The sequence below is a fragment of the Stenotrophomonas sp. CS3K5 genome (genome assembly GCF_059515225.1).
This window is the reverse complement of record NZ_JCAKRX010000005.1, coordinates 255820-273678: the sequence shown is the minus strand read 5'-3', so window position 1 is coordinate 273678 and position 17859 is coordinate 255820. Positions and strand designations below refer to the sequence as shown.

Annotated in this window: 18 protein-coding genes; 8 read left to right on the top strand and 10 right to left on the bottom strand. The window is 66.4% G+C overall.

Annotated features, from left to right (window positions below):
* Nucleotides 1-89: 89 nt before the first annotated feature.
* From AC5YGJ_RS10275 to AC5YGJ_RS10245, 7 genes are all read right to left on the bottom strand, one after another.
* A complete protein-coding gene (locus AC5YGJ_RS10275; protein ID WP_496186473.1) occupies nucleotides 90-692 on the bottom strand; it encodes a YggN family protein in 603 nt (200 codons plus the stop codon).
* Between the two features lie 95 nt (nucleotides 693-787).
* On the bottom strand, nucleotides 788-1393 hold the full coding sequence (locus tag AC5YGJ_RS10270; RefSeq protein WP_496186472.1) for a YggN family protein: 606 nt from the start codon (nucleotides 1391-1393) through the stop codon (nucleotides 788-790).
* Between the two features lie 30 nt (nucleotides 1394-1423).
* A complete protein-coding gene (locus AC5YGJ_RS10265; RefSeq protein WP_309339957.1) occupies nucleotides 1424-2311 on the bottom strand; it encodes a DUF4097 family beta strand repeat-containing protein in 888 nt (295 codons plus the stop codon).
* A gap of 25 nt (nucleotides 2312-2336) precedes the next feature.
* Complete coding sequence (locus AC5YGJ_RS10260; protein WP_249843546.1) at nucleotides 2337-3365, bottom strand: ABC-2 transporter permease; 1029 nt, start codon at nucleotides 3363-3365, stop codon at nucleotides 2337-2339.
* Nucleotides 3362-4237, bottom strand: a complete 876-nt coding sequence (locus tag AC5YGJ_RS10255; protein WP_107232933.1) for an ABC transporter ATP-binding protein — start codon at nucleotides 4235-4237, stop codon at nucleotides 3362-3364. Before AC5YGJ_RS10255 ends, AC5YGJ_RS10260 begins: the two co-directional genes overlap by 4 nt.
* Nucleotides 4237-4596: a GntR family transcriptional regulator gene (locus AC5YGJ_RS10250; RefSeq protein WP_107232934.1), complete on the bottom strand. Its 360-nt coding sequence runs from the start codon at nucleotides 4594-4596 to the stop codon at nucleotides 4237-4239. The genes AC5YGJ_RS10255 and AC5YGJ_RS10250 overlap by 1 nt, the downstream gene beginning before the upstream one ends.
* A gap of 2 nt (nucleotides 4597-4598) precedes the next feature.
* Nucleotides 4599-4835: a hypothetical protein gene (locus AC5YGJ_RS10245; protein ID WP_496186471.1), complete on the bottom strand. Its 237-nt coding sequence runs from the start codon at nucleotides 4833-4835 to the stop codon at nucleotides 4599-4601.
* Nucleotides 4836-5202: 367 nt separating this feature from the next.
* On the opposite strand from AC5YGJ_RS10245, the gene AC5YGJ_RS10240 reads away from it, so the two are divergent.
* From AC5YGJ_RS10240 to AC5YGJ_RS10215, 6 genes are all read left to right on the top strand, one after another.
* Nucleotides 5203-5787 (top strand): glutathione peroxidase, encoded by a 585-nt coding sequence (locus AC5YGJ_RS10240; protein WP_249843547.1) that lies wholly within the window; start codon nucleotides 5203-5205, stop codon nucleotides 5785-5787.
* A 96-nt stretch (nucleotides 5788-5883) separates the two neighbouring features.
* A complete protein-coding gene (locus tag AC5YGJ_RS10235; RefSeq protein WP_309339959.1) occupies nucleotides 5884-6861 on the top strand; it encodes an FKBP-type peptidyl-prolyl cis-trans isomerase in 978 nt (325 codons plus the stop codon).
* A gap of 23 nt (nucleotides 6862-6884) precedes the next feature.
* The gene (locus tag AC5YGJ_RS10230) at nucleotides 6885-8234 is read left to right on the top strand and encodes a UDP-glucose dehydrogenase family protein (protein ID WP_496186470.1); all 1350 of its coding nucleotides are present in this window, start codon (nucleotides 6885-6887) and stop codon (nucleotides 8232-8234) included.
* On the top strand, nucleotides 8227-8466 hold the full coding sequence (locus tag AC5YGJ_RS10225; RefSeq protein WP_046982650.1) for a SlyX family protein: 240 nt from the start codon (nucleotides 8227-8229) through the stop codon (nucleotides 8464-8466). Before AC5YGJ_RS10230 ends, AC5YGJ_RS10225 begins: the two co-directional genes overlap by 8 nt.
* Nucleotides 8467-8476: 10 nt before the next feature.
* Nucleotides 8477-9160, top strand: a complete 684-nt coding sequence (locus tag AC5YGJ_RS10220) for a DUF2058 domain-containing protein (RefSeq protein WP_496186469.1) — start codon at nucleotides 8477-8479, stop codon at nucleotides 9158-9160.
* A 48-nt stretch (nucleotides 9161-9208) separates the two neighbouring features.
* Nucleotides 9209-11281: an acyltransferase family protein gene (locus tag AC5YGJ_RS10215; protein WP_496186468.1), complete on the top strand. Its 2073-nt coding sequence runs from the start codon at nucleotides 9209-9211 to the stop codon at nucleotides 11279-11281.
* Between the two features lie 21 nt (nucleotides 11282-11302).
* Here AC5YGJ_RS10215 and metH read toward each other — a convergent pair whose 3' ends face one another.
* The 3 genes from metH to AC5YGJ_RS10200 are packed head-to-tail and all read right to left on the bottom strand — an operon-like array spanning nucleotide 11303 to nucleotide 16021.
* Entirely contained in the window at nucleotides 11303-13987 is a 2685-nt protein-coding gene (gene metH / locus AC5YGJ_RS10210) for a methionine synthase (RefSeq protein WP_496186467.1), read from the bottom strand.
* Complete coding sequence (locus tag AC5YGJ_RS10205; RefSeq protein ID WP_496186466.1) at nucleotides 13984-15078, bottom strand: homocysteine S-methyltransferase family protein; 1095 nt, start codon at nucleotides 15076-15078, stop codon at nucleotides 13984-13986. The genes metH and AC5YGJ_RS10205 overlap by 4 nt, the downstream gene beginning before the upstream one ends.
* Nucleotides 15079-15091: 13 nt before the next feature.
* On the bottom strand, nucleotides 15092-16021 hold the full coding sequence (locus AC5YGJ_RS10200; protein WP_057495390.1) for an ArsR/SmtB family transcription factor: 930 nt from the start codon (nucleotides 16019-16021) through the stop codon (nucleotides 15092-15094).
* A gap of 153 nt (nucleotides 16022-16174) precedes the next feature.
* Here AC5YGJ_RS10200 and AC5YGJ_RS10195 point away from each other — a divergent pair, with 153 nt between their 5' ends.
* Both AC5YGJ_RS10195 and AC5YGJ_RS10190 read left to right on the top strand, forming a co-directional pair.
* A complete protein-coding gene (locus AC5YGJ_RS10195) occupies nucleotides 16175-17323 on the top strand; it encodes an acyl-CoA dehydrogenase family protein (RefSeq protein ID WP_249843554.1) in 1149 nt (382 codons plus the stop codon).
* A gap of 170 nt (nucleotides 17324-17493) precedes the next feature.
* A complete protein-coding gene (locus AC5YGJ_RS10190; RefSeq protein ID WP_496186465.1) occupies nucleotides 17494-17781 on the top strand; it encodes a hypothetical protein in 288 nt (95 codons plus the stop codon).
* Nucleotides 17782-17859 lie beyond the last annotated feature (78 nt).

Genomic DNA, 17859 nt, shown 5'->3' with positions numbered 1-17859 from the left:
CGGGGGCGTCCGGGGCTGCCATTGTAAGCGGGTCGCCGCAGAACGGCCGGCTTCGGCAGCCCGCCGCCGGCAGGGTGCGCTGAAATGTCTCAGTCGTCGAACGAGATCGAGAGCGAGCCGTCGCCCTTGCCGCAGGTGGCAACGTCATTCTGTGTCATCGTCGCGTAGGCCTTGAAGGCCGGGATGTCGCGAGCCAGGGCCTGCTGGCTGGCCAACAGCGCGGGCATGCGGGCACAGATGCGTTTGAGCTTCTCTTCGAGCCGGTCGTACTCAGCGCCGACCTGTTTCCGGACATCACCGCCGTTGCCGAGGAGTCCCTTCAACGTGGCGTCGGCGGCATTGGCGTAGGTTTGATCCGCGTCCAGGCGGTCGGAGGCACTGGCGATCAGCAGGTTGCGATGATCCAGCAGCTGGCGGCGCTGTGCCGCATCGGTGGGGATCGGCCTGCCGTCGATCAACAGCTGGCCGTCGGCGGTGATTTCCGCGCGCGGCTGCCCCTCGGCGTGGAGCGCGGTGTTGTCCCGGATCAGATTCCTGCGGGCTTCATCGGTGGCGTCCCTGACCTTCTGGCCAAGTCCGCCGGAGATCTCGGCCGCGCGCGTGCCCAGGCCCTTGCCGGCGTTGTCGGCGCTGTCGTCGCAGGCCAGCAACGGTAGAGACAGCAGGGCGGCCATCAGCAATGGCTTGATCATGGCTTCGGTTCGCCGGCGTCCGGGGCCGTCATTGTAGGGCCGCCGGCCGGCAGCGTGAGGTCACTGCCGGCCGGATGCGCAGACCCGCCACCGGCCTAGCGCAGGACCACGGTGTCCTTGCCGCAGTCATCCACGTCGCTCTGGTCCATCGTGGCGTAGGGCTTGAACGCAGGCAGTTCGCGGGCCAGGGCCTGCTGGCTGGCCAGCATGGCCGGCAGGCGCTGGCAGATGCGCTTGGCCTGTGCCTCGATCTTGGCGGCCTCGGCGTTGATGCGCTTCTCGACGCCTTCGCTGTCGCCACTGAAGATGCCCTTCAGCGCTTCGCCGGCCGCGCTGGCACCGAGCTTGGCGCCGGCCAGGCCGACATCCATGCCGTCCATCGCGATGGCGACCACGTGGCCCCGGTAGGCCAGCAGCTGGCGGCGCTGTGCATCGTTGGCCGGAACATCCTTGCCATCGATCAGCAGGTGGCCGTCCGGTGTGATTTCCGCACGCGGCTGTTTGTTGGCAGAGATCTTGATGTTGCCCTGGGCGATGTCGCGGCGGGCATCGTCCATGGTCTCCTTCACCGTCTGGCTGACGCCGCTGGTGGCGTCGGCCACGCTCTTGCCGACCGAGCTGTCAGGGGTGGAGGCGGGGCCGCCGCAGGCGATCAGCGGCAGGCACAACAGGGTGGCGGGCAGCAGGCGCAACAGCTTCATGGCATTCCCCTCGAACCGGTTGGAAGGTGGTTACTTGTTGCGCGGCAGGGTGACCTTGCCGCTGACGTTGCGGTGCTCCACATCGCCACTGCCGCTGTGGTCGACGGTCAGCGCGCCGCGCACGCCGTCCACGCGGATGTCGCCCGAGCCGTGGCTGCGCACGTGCACGCTCCCGCCGATGTCATCCAGATCGACGCCGCCGGAGCCGACCACGCCGACCTCCACATTGCCCTGCACGCGCTTGAACTCGATGTCGCCGGAGCCAACCGTGTCCAGCCGCGCATTGCCGCGCACATCGCTGATCTTCAGGTCGCCCGAGCCCACCGTACCGGTGCTGGCATCGCCGCCGATATTGCGCACGTTGACGTCGCCCGAACCCAGCGACAGCAGGTTCAGCGAGCTGCCGCCATCGATGTCGAGATCACCCGAGCCCACGGCTGCATGGATGCTGCCGCGGGTGCCGCGGGCAATGGCATCGCCGGAACCGACGTCCACGCTCAGCGACTGCGCGTTCTCCACGCTGGCGTCGCCGGAGCCGACCTTGAGCTGCAACGGCAGGTTGTCCGGCACGCTGCCACGGATGTCCAGCCAGGCATAGCTGTTACCCAGGTTGATGCCGCTGGTGCGGCCTTCGCGGCGCAGGCTCACCACCAGCTTGTCACCCACCCGGCGCTGGTCCAGTACCAGCTGGTCCAGCCATTCCTGGCTGGAGGCGCAGGCCCGGCCGTCCAGCTGGCCACCGCCGGCACTGGCGACGACCTTCAGGTCATGCTGGTTCACTTCGAAAACCACCGCCTTGGCACCGGCCACGTCCAGCTTCAACGCGCGCGCAGCGGTGAACTTGCAGTTCGGAGCATCGGCGGCCAGCGCCGACAGTGGCAACAGCAACAGCGCAGAACAAGCGAGCAGGGAACGCATGGGTGGTGCCTCCAGAGGGATGGGATCAGATCTCGCCGGCGCGCTTGCGCAGGCGGATGGCGAGGAAGATGAACAGTGCGCCGACGACCGCACCGATCCACAGTTCCGGCATGGCCAGTGACTTCAACTGCGAGGCCGGCGACATCAGGCTGACCACCGAGTCCAGGTCGCGGCGTGCGTTGTCATCGGCGCCGAGGCGGTAGAGCAGGTCCATGCCCGGCACGCCACCCAGCAGCAGGCGGCCGACGATGTTCTGCCAGAACCAGCCGGTGCTCAGGCCAACCAGCGGCATGACCTTGGTGGTGCTGACGATGACGCCGGCAAACAGCGGCAGCATCACCGCCCACAGGAACGGCTTGCTCTTGGCCCAGGCCGAGCACAGCAGCAGCCAGCCGGCGGTCGGCAGCGCCCACAGGGCATAGACCGGAATCCAGGCCAGGTGACCGGCGGCCAGGGTCAGCGGGCTGGCCGGGCCCCAGATCAGGGTCATCGGGCTGCCGCCGTGCATCAGCGCGACGATGCTGATGACCAGCATGAAACCGAACATGGTGATGATGCCGGCCACCACGGCGATCAGCGGCGCCACGATCAGCGCGCTGAGTACCTTGGACAGCACCGTCTGGCTGTCCGACAGCGGCAGCGATTTCCAGAACAGGATGCTGCGGTCGCGGCGGTCGTCATACAGTGCGCCGAGGCAGTAGAAGAACACCACGAAGGCCAGCACCAGGAACGGCCAGGCCGAGCTGAGTACCAGGGTCAGGTCCAGTCCATTGCCGAGGTCGGTCAGATCCTTGGCGCTGATGTCGCGGGTCAGCAGGGCCAGGTCCAGGCCATTGATGTTCACGTCCTCGCCGTCGATGTGCAGGCCACCATCGCGGGCGGCACGATGCAGGGCGAACAGGCCGAAGGCGATGCCCACGGTGCTCATCACCAGCGAGATCAGGCCGGCGATCAGCGGGGCATACAGGAAGCCGCCGCGGTTTTCCCAATACTCGCGCTTGAGCAGCCAGCGCAGGGTGCCCATCGGGCCGACAGGGTGGTTGACGGCATTCATGCGTAGGTCCCCTTCATGATGGCGACGAACAGATCGGCCAGGCCCGGGCTGCGGGTTTCACCGAGGGTGGAAAGCTGGGTGCGCGGCACGCCATCGAACAGCATCACGGTCTTGCCGAACGCCAGGCTGCGCTCGTCGATCGGCTTCAGGGCGCGCGCCGTTTCCAGCTGGTCGGCGTTCACCAGCAGCTCGGTGTAGCGCTGGCCGACGTCGTCCATTTCCGCATCCAGCACGATGCGGCCATCGCGGATGAACATCACATCGCTGAGGATGTGCTCGATCTCTTCCACTTGGTGTGTGGTGACGATGATGGTCTTCTGTTCGTCGAAGTAGTCTTCCAGCAGGCGCTGGTAGAACTCCTTGCGGTAAAGGATGTCCAGGCCCAGGGTGGGTTCGTCCAGCACCAGGATGCGGGCATCGATGGCCATCACCAGCGCCAGGTGCAGCTGCACGATCATGCCCTTGGACAGTTCGCGCACGCGCTGCTTGGGCTGCAGCTTGGTGTTGGCCAGGAAGCGCTCGCAGCGGGCGCGGTCGAAGCGCGGATGCACGCCGGCGACGAAATCGATCGCCTCGCGTACCTTCAACCAGCGCGGCAGCACGGCAACATCGGCGATGAAGCAGATGTCCTTCATCAGCTCATCGCGGTGCAGGCGTGGGTCGCGTCCGAGCACGCTCAACTCGCCTTCCACCGAGGTCAGGCCGAGGATGGCCTTCAACGCGGTGGTCTTGCCGGCACCGTTGGGGCCGATCAGGCCGACGATGCGCCCGCTCGGAATGCTGAAGCTGGCATTGTCGAGCGCGACCGTGGTCTTGTAGGCCTTGCGCAGGCCTCGGGCGGTGATCACCGATTCACTTGCGGAGCTATTCATCAGACATTCCCCTGGGGCAGCAATTCGTCGAGGCTCAGGCCCAGGCGCTGGATGCGTTCCAGTACGGCCGGCCACTCTTCGTTGAGAAAGCGGTCGCGCTCGGTACTGCGCAGCTGCGTGGCCGCCTGCTCGGTCATGAACATGCCCAGGCCGCGGCGCTTTTCCACCAGGCCTTCATCAGCCAGTTCCTGGTAAGCACGCGAAACGGTGATGGGGTTGAGTTGATAGTCGGCGGCGACCTGGCGCACCGAGGGCAGGGCATCGCCCGGCTTGAGGATTCCGTCGAGCATCATGGCGATCACGCGCTCCTTCAACTGACGATAGATCGGAGCGCCGTCGCTCCACTGGATGTCGCTCATGTTCAGCTCCGTGGGGTCAGCGGCTGTGCGAACGAGAAATACGGCATGGACAGGGAGCTGTGCAGCCGACGCGGGGGAGGGGGGGAGGGGGCGGCAGTCCCTGTCGGTGAAACGGTCGCGTCCTGCGCACTGTCGGCCGAGGCCGGGGGGGCGGGCATGGCCAGCCAGGCCAGCACCAGCAGCGTCGAAACGGCCGTGACCGCGGGTGCGGTGAGAGTGCGACGAATCCGAGCGTTCATGGCTTCCCCCTGTCTCAGGTGACTGGTGTTGTATGCAACTATAACACCGGCACGCCGCCGCGCAAGCCCTTGCCGGACCCAACTGATGGCACGGGGGGTCATATGGCCGAAATATTCATTCAACTCATTGTTTTTCAATGAAAATAAGAATTTCGCAGGCGGGGCTCGAGATCGCCCTTGCATTCAGTATTGTGGATGTCGTGTCATTCCTGAGCCGTGCACCGGCGACCGCCGGCAAAGGCGCCATACCGCGCAAAGCCGGTCCGGCCTGCGCCGGCCGGGGCAGCGCAGGCCCGGTGCTATAGTTCGGCCGATCCCCGGCCCGTACCGGTCGGGCCCTGTAAAAGGCCACTACGGACTGACCTTGATGCCTCTGCCGACCGTTTCCCTGCGCCGCCTGCGTGGACTCTCCCTGCTGGCCCTGATGGTTGCCGGCGTTGCCGGTCCGGCCACGGCCCTGGCCGCCGATCTGCTTGACCTGTCGTACCGTCCGTTGGCGGGCAAGCAGCAGATCAATCTGCAGCAGCGCTATCACGGGCAGGTGCTGCTGGTGGTCAATACCGCCAGCAAGTGTGGCTATACCCCGCAGTACGAAGGTCTGGAAGCCCTGCACAAGCGCTACGCCGGCCGTGGTTTTGCCGTGCTCGGTTTTCCGTCCAACGACTTCAAGGGCCAGGAGCCGGGCGACGAGAAGCAGATCCAGGAGTTTTGCACGCTGACCTACGGGGTCCGGTTCCCGATGTTCGAGAAGGTGCATGTGGTTGGCGCGCAGGCCACGCCGTTGTACCAGCGGCTGACCGCGGCCACCGGCGTGGCGCCGGGATGGAACTTCCACAAGTACCTGGTCGGCCGCGATGGCAAGGTCATCGCCCAGTTCGCCAGCAAGGTGACGCCGGACGATCCGCAGTTGACGGCGGCCATCGACAAGGCCCTGGCCGCCGCCCAGCATTGATATCCGGCACGGATGCCTCGACATCGGGGGCATGCGTGCGACAATGGTTCTTTTCGCGCCGACGTCGGCGCCCAGACACTTCCAGGAATGCAGCGAATGAAGATGGGAATGCGCGGCGCCGCGGCGTCGGTTCTGATTCTGGCGATGGGCACTTCGGGTGTCGCTCTGTCGCAACAACCGGCTGCTCCGGCAGCCGCCAAGGAGACCGCAACCTTGAATTCCCCCAAGCAGAAGCTGGGCTATGCCATCGGCCTGGACGTGGCCAAGTCGTTCACCCCGATCGCCGATGAGATCGATGTGGCCGCGCTGCGCACCGCCGTGGAGCGCTCCTTCGAAGGCCTGCAGCCGCAGATCACCCAGGAACAGGCCAAGGCCACCGACGCTGCGCTGCGCCAGGTGGTGATGGCGCGCAGCGGCCAGCAGGTGCCGGGCATGGCGCCGGGCACGCAGCCGCCGAAGGTCGATCGTGTCAAGGTCGCGCAGATGATCGGTTCCTACTCGGTCGGTCCGTCGCTGGCACAGCTGAAGGACGACATCGACGTTGCCGCATTGTTTGACGCAATCAGCACGGGCCTGAGCAAGGGCCAGCCCAAGATGACGGAAGCTGACGCGACCGCCACCATCCAGACCTTCATGGGCAGCAAGCAGGCCGAAATGCAGGCCAAGGCCGCCGCCGCCGCGCAGACCAACCGTGAGGAAGGCAATGCGTTCCTGTCCAAGAACAAGACGCAGCCGGGCGTGGTGACCACCGCGTCGGGCCTGCAGTACCAGGTGATCCGCCCGGGCAGTGGCGAGCGTCCGCTGCCGAGCAGCAAGGTGCGCGTCAACTACGAAGGCAAGCTGCTCAACGGCACCGTGTTCGACAGTTCCTACGGCCGCCAGCCGGCCGAATTCGGCCTGGACCAGGTGATCAAGGGCTGGACCGAAGGCGTGGCACTGATGCCGGTCGGTTCGAAGTACCGCTTCTGGATCCCGGGCGAACTGGCCTACGGCGAGAACGGCACCCCGGGTGGCCCGATCGGCCCGAACGCCACGCTGACCTTTGACGTCGAGCTGCTGGGCGTCCTGCCGTAAGCGATCACGGAGCCAGCACGGATATGCGCGTTGCGATTTTCGGTACCGGGTACGTCGGTCTGGTGACCGGCACCTGCCTGGCCGACGTAGGCCACCAGGTGGTCTGCGTCGACATCGACCAGGCCAAGGTGGATGGGCTCAACCAGGGCATCATCCCGATCTACGAACCCGGCCTTGAGCCGATGGTGAAGGCCAACCATGCCGCGCTGCGGCTGTCCTTCACTACCGATGGCGCCAGCGCCATCGGCCATGGACAGGTGGTCTTCATCGCGGTGGGCACGCCCCCCGACGAAGACGGCAGTGCCGATCTGCAGTACGTGCTGGCCGTGGCCCGCACCATCGGCCGCCATATGGCGGTGCCAACGGTGGTGGTGAACAAGTCGACGGTGCCGGTGGGCACCGCCGACAAGGTGCGTGCCGCCATTGCCGAAGAACTGGCTGCGCGCGGCGAGGACATCGCGTTCGACGTGGTGTCCAACCCGGAATTCCTGAAGGAAGGCGATGCGGTGGCCGACTGCATGCGCCCGGACCGCATCATCATCGGTGCCAGCAGCGACGAATCGGTGGCGATGATGCGCCGCCTGTACGCGCCGTTCAACCGCAACCACGATCGCGTGGTGGAAATGGACGTGCGTTCGGCCGAGCTGACCAAGTACGCGGCCAACGCCATGCTGGCGACCAAGATTTCGTTCATGAACGAAATCGCCAACATCGCCGAACGCGTGGGTGCCGACGTCGAGCAGGTCCGCCAGGGTATCGGTTCGGATCCGCGCATCGGTTGGCACTTCATCTATCCCGGTGCCGGTTACGGCGGCTCGTGCTTCCCCAAGGACGTGCAGGCGCTGGCCCGCACCGCCCAGCAGTACGGGCTGGAACCGAAGCTGCTGAATGCGGTGGAAGCGGTCAATGATGCGCAGAAGGGCCATCTGTTCGCGCTCATCCAGCGTCACTACGACAAGGGGGAGGACGAGGGCGTGCGCGGCAGGACCTTTGCCGTGTGGGGCCTGGCGTTCAAGCCCAACACCGACGACATGCGTGAAGCCTCCAGCCGCCGCCTGCTGGCGCAACTGTGGGAGGGCGGTGCGACGGTGCGCGCCTACGACCCCGAAGCGATGCACGAATCGCAGCGCATTTTCGGTGAGCGCGATGACCTGGTGTTCTGCAACAGTGCCGATGAGGCCCTGCAGGGCGCCGACGCGCTGGTGGTGGTGACCGAGTGGAAGCAGTTCCGCAGCCCCGATTTCCAGAAACTGCGCGAGCAGCTCAAGGACGCAGTGGTGTTCGACGGGCGCAACCTCTACGACCCAGCCGAGGTGGAAGCCGCGGGCGTGGCGTACTACGGTATCGGCCGGGGGCGTTCGCTGCATGTCTGAGCTGCCCACCGAACGCGAACAGGCGCTTGAAGCGCGTCTGGTCGAACTGGAAATGCGCGTGTCCTTCCAGGAACAGGCCTTGGCCGAGTTGAGCGATGCGCTGGCCGATGCCCGCATGCAGGGCATGCGCAATGCCGACGTGCTGCGCGTCCTGCTGGAAGACCTGGGCAAGGTCCGCAACGCACTGAATTCTTCCGATCCGGCGAGCGAACCGCCGCCGCCGCACTACTGATCCGAATCCTATGAGCGATACCCTCCGCGACCAGCTGATGGGCCTGGGCTTCAAGCCCGCGCCCAAGCCCGAGCGCAAGAATGATGGCCCCCGCCGTGATGGCCGCCCGCAGGGCAAGGGTGGCAATGGCAATGGAAAGCCGCAGGGCGCCGGCAAGGGCGAACACAAGCCCGGCGAGCGCCGAGGTGGCCACGGCCACGCGGGTGCAGGCAAGCCCGGGCAGTCCCGTGGGCCCGGCCAGCAAGGCCCGCGCAAGCCGCGTTCTGCCGAGGAAATGGACCTGGCCAAGGCCTACGCCATCCGTGCGCAGCGGGAAAAGGAAGAGCGCATCGAGACCGAGCGCCTGAAGCAGGAAGAGGCGCGCGTTCGCCGCGAGGCCAAGGCCAAGCTGGAAGAGCTGCTGAAGGACAAGAGCCTGAATGCCGAGGACGCGGACATCGCCCGCCACTTCCCGTACGGCGGCAAGATCAAGCGCATCTACGTGACCGCCGAACAGCTGACCGCGCTCAATGCCGGTGAACTGGGTGTGGTCCAGCTCAATGGCCGATACCTGCTGGTGACCGCCGAGGTGCTGGCGCAGTCCGAGGCGGTGTTCGCCGCATCGGTGGCGCTGAAGGTCGATCCGAACGCGCCGGCCGAGGAAGATCCGTACGCCGATCCGCAGTACCAGGTGCCGGACGACCTGGTCTGGTAAACGCGTGAATGCTGCGGGCCCACGGCCGTCGCGGCGGTGGGGGAAGGGATGACCGCAGATCCAAGCCGCGGCTATGTACCGCACATCGACGGCCTGCGCGCGATTGCCGTGCTGGCCGTCATCGTGTTCCACCTCGACCCGGCCTGGCTGCCGGGTGGGTTCACCGGTGTGGACGTGTTCTTCGTCATCTCCGGCTTCGTGGTCAGCGCATCGGTACACCGGTTGCCACCGCTTCCGCTGGGGCCGTCGATGCTGCGCTTCTATGCGCGTCGCATCCGCCGAATCGCGCCCGCCCTGTTGACCTGCCTGTTGCTGACCGCGCTGGCCAGTGTGCTGTTCATTCCCGAGTCCTGGCTCAGCGAGGCCAGTGACAAGACCGGGTTGATGGCCCTGTTCGGCTTCAGCAACTGGGTGCTGGCAGCGATCGGCAACGATTACTTCGCCCCCAGGGCCGAGTTCAATCCCTATACCCATACCTGGTCGTTGGGGGTGGAGGAGCAGTTCTACCTGATCTTCCCGCTGCTGTTCCTGGCCTGGGCGCGCGGTGCGCGTGGGCGCTGGATCAGCCTGGGCCTGTTTGCGCTGGTCGGTGTGGCGTCGCTGCTGCATGCAGCGCTGCTGGGCATGCGCGACGTGGCGCCGTCGTGGGCGTTCTATGCCACCAGCACGCGCCTGTGGCAGCTGGGGGTGGGGGTGCTGCTGTTCCAGTGGCTGCACCTGCGCACGTCGCTGAAGTGCGCAACGGGGCAGGCGCCGAAGCGCACGGCCCCCGTATTCTCCCTGCTGGCGGTGGTGGCGCTGGCCCTGCTGGGGTGGGCGCTGTGGTCCGCGCGTGCAGGGCATTCGCCATGGCCGGATGGTCTGCTGCCGGCCTTTGCCACCGCAGGCCTGTTGTGGTCGCTGCATCATCATCCGCAGGCCTGGGTCGCGCGCCTGCTGGCCAGTGCTCCGATGCGCCGTGTCGGCCTGCTGTCGTATTCACTGTATCTGTGGCATTGGCCGGTGTTCGTGCTGATGCGCTGGACCGTGGGCCTGCAGACACCGGCGCAGATGATCGCTGCGATGGCGCTGGTGCTGCTGCTGTCGTGGCTGTCGTGGCGCTGGGTGGAACAACCCTTCCGCGGCAGGTTGGCGCAGCGCCTGCGCCCCGAGCGGTGGGTGCTGGCCGGCGCGGTTGCGCTGCTGCTCGCTGCCGGCCTGCAGACACTGCTCTACCGGCAGGCGCCACAGCTGTCGTTGAGTACCGTCAGCCGGCATCCCGCCGATTGGTACCCCGACGGCAAGAGCGTGGCCGGCGATTATCCCGGCTGTGCCCTGGTGACGGCCAAGCATCGCTTCGAGGGTGGCAGTGCGCGCACCTATGCCCGCGGAAACTGCGACCGTGCGGTGCCGGCGGGTGCGCCGGCGCGGGTGTTCGTTGCCGGTGATTCGCATGCGATGGCCTACATCGAACTGCTGCAACGCCTGGCGCTGGAAACCGGCGCGGAAGTGTCGCTGTATGGCCGTGGCGGATGCCCGCAGGTGAGCCTGCAGAAGTGGCGCGGTGCAGGTGCGGGCTGTGCCGGATTCGATGCGGCGGTGTTCGCGGACATCGCACGCCGTGCGCAACCGGGTGACGCGGTGGTGCTGGTGTCGCTGCGGGTTCCGCGCCTGTCCGATCAGTTCGTGCTGTTCGACGCGCAGGCGCAGCTGGCCGGTGAGCTGACCGCCGAAGCTGCCGTCGGGCGCAAGACTGAGGTGGCCGAGGCGATCGCGCAGTGGAGGCCGCTGGCCGAGCGGGGCGTGCGCATCGTGCTGGAGGCGCCCAAGCCGGTGCTGCCGGCGCCCCCGTATCGCTGTTCGGACAGCTTCAACGCGCACAACGAAGTCTGCCGCAATGGCCTGGACAGCACGCGCGAGGCGATGGAGACGCTGCGCGCGCCCATGCTGGGCAGCCTGCGCCAGGTGGTCGACGGCCTGCCCGGCGGCGTGCTCTGGGATCCGTTGCCGGCCCTGTGCGACGACCGCCTGTGCCCGGCACAGCGTGATGGCCGGCCGCTGTTCTTTGATGGCGATCACCTCAGTGCGCAGGGCAATCGCCTGCTGTTGCCTTCGCTGCAGCAGGTGCTGCTGCAGCGCTGAACGCGGATCCGTCCCCTTTGTCTATTCGGGGTCGTAGTCGAGGTTGGAGGCCAGCCAGCGCTCGGCCTGCGCGCGGTCCACGCCCTTGCGGCGGGCGTAGTCGCTGACCTGTTCACGGCTGAGCCGGCCCACCACGAAGTACTGGCTCTGCGGGTGGCTGAAGTAGTAGCCGGATACTGCCGCGGTGGGCAGCATCGCAAAGCTCTCGGTCAGCTCCATGCCGGCGTTGGCCTCGGCCTGCAGCAGGTCGAACAGGCGGCGCTTCTCGCTGTGCTCGGGGCAGGCCGGGTAGCCCGGCGCCGGGCGGATGCCGCGGTATTGTTCGTCGATCAGCGCCTCGTTGTCCAGCGTCTCGGCGTGGTCGTAGCCCCAGAACTGCGTGCGCACGCGCTGGTGCAGGCGCTCGGCCAGCGCTTCGGCGAAGCGGTCAGCCAGTGCCTTCAGCAGGATCGCGTTGTAGTCGTCATGCTCGGCTTCGAAGCGTGCAACGTGCGCGTCGATACCGATGCCGGCGGTCACCGCGAACGCGCCGATCCAGTCGTCGCGGCCACTGTCGGCAGGTGCGATGAAATCGGCCAGGCAGAAGTCCGGGCGCTCGGCCGGCTTGTCCACCTGCTGCCGCAGGAAGTGCAGGGTGGTTTCACCAGCCGGGTGCTGCACGCGCACATCGTCGCCCACGCTGTTGGCCGGCCACAGGCCAAACACCGCCTTGGCGGTCAACCACTTCTCGCCGACGATGCGGTCGAGCATCGCGCGCGCGTCGCGGTACAGTTCGCTGGCCTGGCTGCCGACGATCTCGTCGGTGAGGATGGCCGGAAATTTTCCGGCCAGCTCCCACGCCTGGAAGAACGGGGTCCAATCGATGTAGTCCACCAGTTCGGCCAGTGGGTAATCATCGAAGACGTGCAGGCCGGGCTGACGCGGTGCAGGTGGCGTGTAGTTGGCCCAGTCGCCCTGGAACTTCTGCCCGCGTGCGTGCTCCAGCGAGACCAGGCGCTTGGCATCACCACGGTTGCGGTGACGCGCACGGATCTCGGCATAGTCGGCCTCGTTGGCGGCGACGAAGGCATCGCGCAGATCACGCGAGATCAGCGACTGGGCCACGCCGACCGCACGCGAGGCATCCTTAACCCACACCGTGGGCGCCTTGTAGTGCGGGTCGATCTTCAAGGCCGTGTGTGCGCGCGAGGTGGTTGCCCCGCCGATCAGCAGTGGCAGGTCGAAGCCCTGGCGTTCCATTTCGCGCGCGACGTGGCTCATTTCTTCCAGCGAGGGGGTGATCAGCCCGGACAGGCCGATCAGGTCGGCATGGTGCTCGCGCGCGGCGTCGAGGATCCTCTGCGCCGGCACCATCACGCCCAGGTCGATCACTTCGAAGTTGTTGCAGGCCAGGACCACGCCGACGATGTTCTTGCCGATGTCGTGCACATCGCCCTTCACCGTGGCCATGATGATCTTGCCGTTGCTCTTGGCGGTATCGCCGCTGCGGGCCTTTTCGGCCTCGATGTACGGCAGCAGATAGGCCACGGCCTTCTTCATCACCCGTGCGGATTTCACCACCTGCGGCAGGAACATCTTGCCGGCGCCGAACAGGTCGCCGACCACGTTCATGCCGTCCATCAGCGGGCCTTCGATCACGTCCAGCGGGCGGCTGGAGCCCTGCCGGGCCAATTCGGTGTCTTCCTCCACCCAGGCATCCAGGCCGTGCACCAGCGCATGCGCCAGGCGCTGTGCCACGGGCTTTTCACGCCAGCCCAGATCCTCGGTCTTGGCCGCGCCCTTCTTGCCCTTGTAGCGCTCGGCGATCTCCAGCAGGCGTTCGGTGCCATCGCTGCGGCGGTTGAGGATCACATCCTCCACGCGTTCGCGCAGCTCAGGCTCCAGCTCGTCGTAGATCGGCATCGCGCCGGCGTTGACGATGCCCATGTCCATGCCAGCGGCGATGGCGTGGTACAGGAACACCGAGTGGATGGCCTGGCGTACCGTTTCGTTGCCGCGGAACGAGAACGACACGTTGGAGACGCCGCCGGAGACATGGCAGTGCGGCAGGGTCTGCTTGATGATGCGGGTAGCTTCGATGAAGTCCACCGCATAGTTGTCGTGCGCTTCGATGCCGGTGGCGACGGCGAAGATGTTCGGGTCGAAGATGATGTCCTGTGGCGGGAAGCCGATCTCATCGACCAGGATGCGGTAGGCGCGGGTGCAGATTTCCACCTTGCGCGCGCAGGTGTCGGCCTGGCCTGTCTCGTCGAACGCCATCACCACCGCAGCTGCGCCGTAACGCAGCACCTTGCGCGCGTGCTCGCGGAACAGTGCTTCGCCTTCCTTCAGCGAGATCGAGTTGACCACGCTCTTGCCCTGCAGGCACTTCAACCCGGCCTCGATCACGCTCCACTTGGAGGAGTCGACCATCACCGGGATGCGCGCGATGTCCGGCTCGGACATGATCAGGTTGAGGTAGCGGGTCATCGCTGCCTCTGAATCGATCAGGCCTTCGTCCATGTTGACGTCGAGGATCTGCGCGCCGCTGGCCACCTGCTGGCGGGCCACGTCCACGGCTTCCTCGTAGCGGCCTTCCTTGATGAGCTTGCGGAACTGCGCGCTGCCGGTGACGTTGGTGCGCTCGCCGACATTGACGAACAGCAGGTCCGGGGTGATGACCAGCGGTTCCAGGCCTGACAGGCGGGTGTAGGGGGCGGTGCTCATGCGGCCTCCTGCTCCTGCGCGCCGGGAAGTGGACGGGGCGGCAGGCCGGCCACGGCCTGGGCGATGGCGCGGATGTGCTCGGGGGTGGAGCCGCAGCAGCCGCCGACCAGGTTCAGCAGGCCATCCTCGGCGAAGCCGCGCAGCGTGGTTGCCATTTCCTCGGGCGTTTCGTCGTACTCGCCAAAGGCATTGGGCAGGCCGGCGTTGGGGTGTGCGCTGACATGGCAGTCGGCCACGCGCGCCAGGGTCTCCACATGTGGGCGCATCGCGTCGGCGCCCAGCGCGCAGTTCAGGCCGATCGACAGCGGCCGCGCATGCGCCAGCGAGGCGTGGAAGGCGTCGGCGGTCTGCCCCGACAAGGTGCGGCCGGAGGCATCGGTGATGGTGCCGGAGATCATCACCGGCAGGCGCGCAGCGCGTGCATCGAAGGCTTCTTCCAGCGCATACAGCGCGGCCTTGGCGTTGAGCGTGTCGAAGATGGTCTCGACCATCAGCGTGTCGGCGCCGCCGTCGATCAGGCCTTCAATCGCTTCGCGGTAGGTATCGCGCAGTTCATCGAAGCTGGTGTTGCGGAAGCCGGGATCGTTCACGTCCGGGCTGATCGAGGCGGTACGGCTGGTGGGGCCGATCACACCGATGACGAAGCGCGGCTTGTCCGGCGTGGTCGCTTGCACCGCATCGCAGCAGGCGCGTGCAACGGCCGCGCCGGCCTTGTTCAGCTCATACACCAGGTGTTGCAGGTGGTAATCGGCCTGGCTCACCGAGGTGGCATTGAACGTGTTGGTTTCCACCAGGTCGGCGCCGGCCAGCAGATAGGCGGTGTGGATGTCGGCGACGATCTGCGGCCGGGTCAGCAGCAGCAGATCGTTGTTGCCCTTCAGATCGTGACCCTCGGGCGTACCGTGGTCGCAGCCCGGCCCGTGGGCGTGGTCGTAGCCGCCGGCGAAGCGCTCGCCGCGATAATCCTGCTCCTGCAGTCCGTGGCGCTGGATCATGGTGCCCATGGCACCGTCGATGATCAGGATGCGCTCGCGCAGGGCGACGAGCAGGGCGTTGGCACGATCGGGATGCAACCAGGGCAGCGCGGACATGGCGGACTCGGGTTCAGGGCTTGTTGGCGATCAGCGAGATCACTTCGAAATGCGGCGGGCGCTTCTCGCGGGTGACCGTCTCCAGGCTCGACACCTGCAGGCCGGCCTTGTCGACGAACTTGCGCAGTTCCTTGTCGCTGAAGCCGAGGTTGACGTGGCCATACGCCTCGACGGCGGCCTTGTGCTCGTGGCGGGCCAGGCTGCACAGCAGCAGCCGGCCGCCCGGGCGCAGCACGCGTGCGGCCTCGGTCACCGCCTGCGCCGGCTTGCTGGCGTAGGTCAGCGCGTGCATCAGCACCACCAGGTCGAAGCTGCGGTCCTTGAACGGCAGCGCATGCATGTCGCCCTCGCGTACCTCCACGTTGGGCAAGCGGCGCAGGCGCTCGCTGGCGGCGGCGACCACGCGCGCGCTGGTGTCGATGCAGACGTAGCGCTTGGCGTGCGGGGCGACCAGTTCGGCCAGCACGCCGTCACCGGAGGCGATGTCGAGCACGTCGCCGGTTTCCAGCAGCGGCAACGCGGTGCGTGCCAGCGCCTCCCAGGTGCGGCCCGGGGAGTAGTGGCGTTCCATGTCGCCTGCCACGCTGTCGGCCCAGTTCTGGTCGGAGGCGCGGTGGGCCAGCACGGCGGCCACCCGTTCAGCATCCTGGCGCAGCAGCGGATCGTCGCTTCCGTTGCTCAATGCGTGCCACAATGCGCGCTGCGCTGGGTCCAGCTGGGCCTCGTCGAAGCGGTAGTAGGCCGATACGCCGGCACGGCGGTCGCGGACCAGCCCGGCTTCCTTCAGGCGCGCCAGATGGGTCGACACGCGGGGCTGCGCCAGCCGCGTGATCGCCGACAGCTCGGCCACGGTCAGCTCTTCCTGTTCCAGCAGTGCCAGCAGGCGCACGCGGGTGGCATCGGCGAACACCTTCAGGCGGGTCGACCAGTCTTCCAGATCCATAAATATCTACCTATCGCGATATAGAGATATATTCGCCGAGAAGGCCTGCCAGGGTCAAGTCGCTGGCGTACGGAACCATTCACGCCCCGGTACAATCGAGCTACCTGGGCGCGCCGTACGCGGCCCATAACTTCATGTACCCGGGAGGGTGTTGTGGATTTCAGCTTTACCGAAGAGCAGTTGATGCTGCAGGACGTTGCGCGTCGCATCGCGCAGGAGAAGATCGCCCCCAGCGCGGAGCACCATGACCGCACCGGCGAGTTCCCGTTGGACAACATCCGCCTGCTGGGCGAGAACGGCTTGATGGGCATCGAAGTGCCGACCGAATACGGTGGCGCGGGCATGGACCCGATTGCGTACGTGCTGGCGATGGTGGAGGTCGCCGCCGGTGATGCTGCGCATTCGACCATCATGTCGGTGAACAATTCGCTGTTCTGCAACGGCATCCTGACCCATGGCAGCGAAGCACAGAAGCAGAAATACGTGCGTGCCATCGCCGAGGGCGAGGCCATCGGTGCGTTCGCGCTGACCGAGCCACAGTCCGGCTCGGACGCCACGGCCATGCGTTGCCGGGCCGTCAAGCAGGCCGATGGCAGCTTCGTGATCAATGGCAAGAAGAGCTGGATCACCTCCGGCCCGGTGGCCAGGTACATCGTGCTGTTTGCAATGAGCGAGCCGGACAAGGGCGCGCGCGGCATCACCGCCTTCCTGATCGACACCGACAAGCCCGGCTTTGGCCGTGGCAAGACCGAACCGAAGCTGGGCATCCGCGCCTCGGCCACCTGCGAGATCGAGTTCAACGACTACGTAGCCCAGGCCGAGGACGTGCTGGGCCAGGAAGGCGAGGGCTTCAAGATCGCGATGGGCGTGCTGGATGCTGGTCGCATCGGCATCGCCTCGCAGGCGATCGGCATTGCCCGCGCTGCCTATGAAGCTACGATCGAGTACGTGAAGGAGCGCAAGGCGTTCGGCGCGGCCATCGGTACCTTCCAGATGACCCAGGCCAAGATCGCCGACATGAAGTGCAAGCTGGACGCGGCGCTGCTGCTGACCCTGCGCGCGGCGTGGGTGAAGGGCGAGGGCAAGCGCTTCAGCAATGAAGCGGCCATCGCCAAGCTGACCGCTTCGGAGGCGGCGATGTGGATCACCCATCAGGCGGTGCAGATCCATGGCGGCATGGGCTATTCGAAGGAAATGCCGCTGGAGCGCTACTTCCGTGATGCCAAGATCACCGAGATCTACGAGGGCACTTCGGAGATCCAGCGCCTGGTGATCGCACGCAACGAGACCGGGCTGCGCTGAGTGGCAAGGGCCGCGCCGCTGCAACGGCGGCGCGGCCAGTAGATCCACGCCATGCGTGGATGCGCTGTTCTCTACAGAGCGGCAACCCGCGCACCGCCATCAATTTCATTGTGCAGCGCCCTTCCAAAACCCCGCTACAATGCAGGCCGTTTTTCTCAAGGGTCTGCACGATGATCCATCGCGGCTGGGGTTTGATGACGCTGGTGACGCCGATCGCAGTGATCCTGCTGCTGGCGTACTTTTATCCGCATGATGGCCCCAAAGGCAACATTCCGTTGCAGCAGGTTCTCCTGGGTGCGGGTATCGGCGCAACCGTGAACGTACTGTTGGGCCTGTGGGTCAATCGCATGCCCCGGAAGAAAGGCGAAGCCGCGCCCCATCATTTCTTCTTCGTACCGATGCAGTGGGTGGCCTCGGTGATTGTGGTTGTATGCGTGCTGGTTGCACTGCTCCGCTGAGACCCCCTGGAGAGCGCCAACCAAGGTTGGCGGCTACCGGGCATGCCCTTGCTTGGGTAGATGCCAACCCTGGTTGGC

Coding starts and splice junctions, on each gene's coding strand:
- AC5YGJ_RS10270 (WP_496186472.1), bottom strand. CDS start 1,393: ATGAAGCTGTTGCGCCTGCTGCCCGCCACCCTGTTGTGCCTGCCGCTG.
- AC5YGJ_RS10200 (WP_057495390.1), bottom strand. CDS start 16,021: ATGGATCTGGAAGACTGGTCGACCCGCCTGAAGGTGTTCGCCGATGCC.
- AC5YGJ_RS10260 (WP_249843546.1), bottom strand. CDS start 3,365: ATGAATGCCGTCAACCACCCTGTCGGCCCGATGGGCACCCTGCGCTGG.
- AC5YGJ_RS10235 (WP_309339959.1), top strand. CDS start 5,884: ATGAAGATGGGAATGCGCGGCGCCGCGGCGTCGGTTCTGATTCTGGCG.
- AC5YGJ_RS10215 (WP_496186468.1), top strand. CDS start 9,209: ATGACCGCAGATCCAAGCCGCGGCTATGTACCGCACATCGACGGCCTG.
- AC5YGJ_RS10190 (WP_496186465.1), top strand. CDS start 17,494: ATGATCCATCGCGGCTGGGGTTTGATGACGCTGGTGACGCCGATCGCA.
- AC5YGJ_RS10255 (WP_107232933.1), bottom strand. CDS start 4,237: ATGAATAGCTCCGCAAGTGAATCGGTGATCACCGCCCGAGGCCTGCGC.
- AC5YGJ_RS10220 (WP_496186469.1), top strand. CDS start 8,477: ATGAGCGATACCCTCCGCGACCAGCTGATGGGCCTGGGCTTCAAGCCC.
- AC5YGJ_RS10205 (WP_496186466.1), bottom strand. CDS start 15,078: ATGTCCGCGCTGCCCTGGTTGCATCCCGATCGTGCCAACGCCCTGCTC.
- AC5YGJ_RS10265 (WP_309339957.1), bottom strand. CDS start 2,311: ATGCGTTCCCTGCTCGCTTGTTCTGCGCTGTTGCTGTTGCCACTGTCG.
- metH (WP_496186467.1), bottom strand. CDS start 13,987: ATGAGCACCGCCCCCTACACCCGCCTGTCAGGCCTGGAACCGCTGGTC.
- AC5YGJ_RS10250 (WP_107232934.1), bottom strand. CDS start 4,596: ATGAGCGACATCCAGTGGAGCGACGGCGCTCCGATCTATCGTCAGTTG.
- AC5YGJ_RS10245 (WP_496186471.1), bottom strand. CDS start 4,835: ATGAACGCTCGGATTCGTCGCACTCTCACCGCACCCGCGGTCACGGCC.
- AC5YGJ_RS10230 (WP_496186470.1), top strand. CDS start 6,885: ATGCGCGTTGCGATTTTCGGTACCGGGTACGTCGGTCTGGTGACCGGC.
- AC5YGJ_RS10275 (WP_496186473.1), bottom strand. CDS start 692: ATGATCAAGCCATTGCTGATGGCCGCCCTGCTGTCTCTACCGTTGCTG.
- AC5YGJ_RS10225 (WP_046982650.1), top strand. CDS start 8,227: ATGTCTGAGCTGCCCACCGAACGCGAACAGGCGCTTGAAGCGCGTCTG.
- AC5YGJ_RS10240 (WP_249843547.1), top strand. CDS start 5,203: ATGCCTCTGCCGACCGTTTCCCTGCGCCGCCTGCGTGGACTCTCCCTG.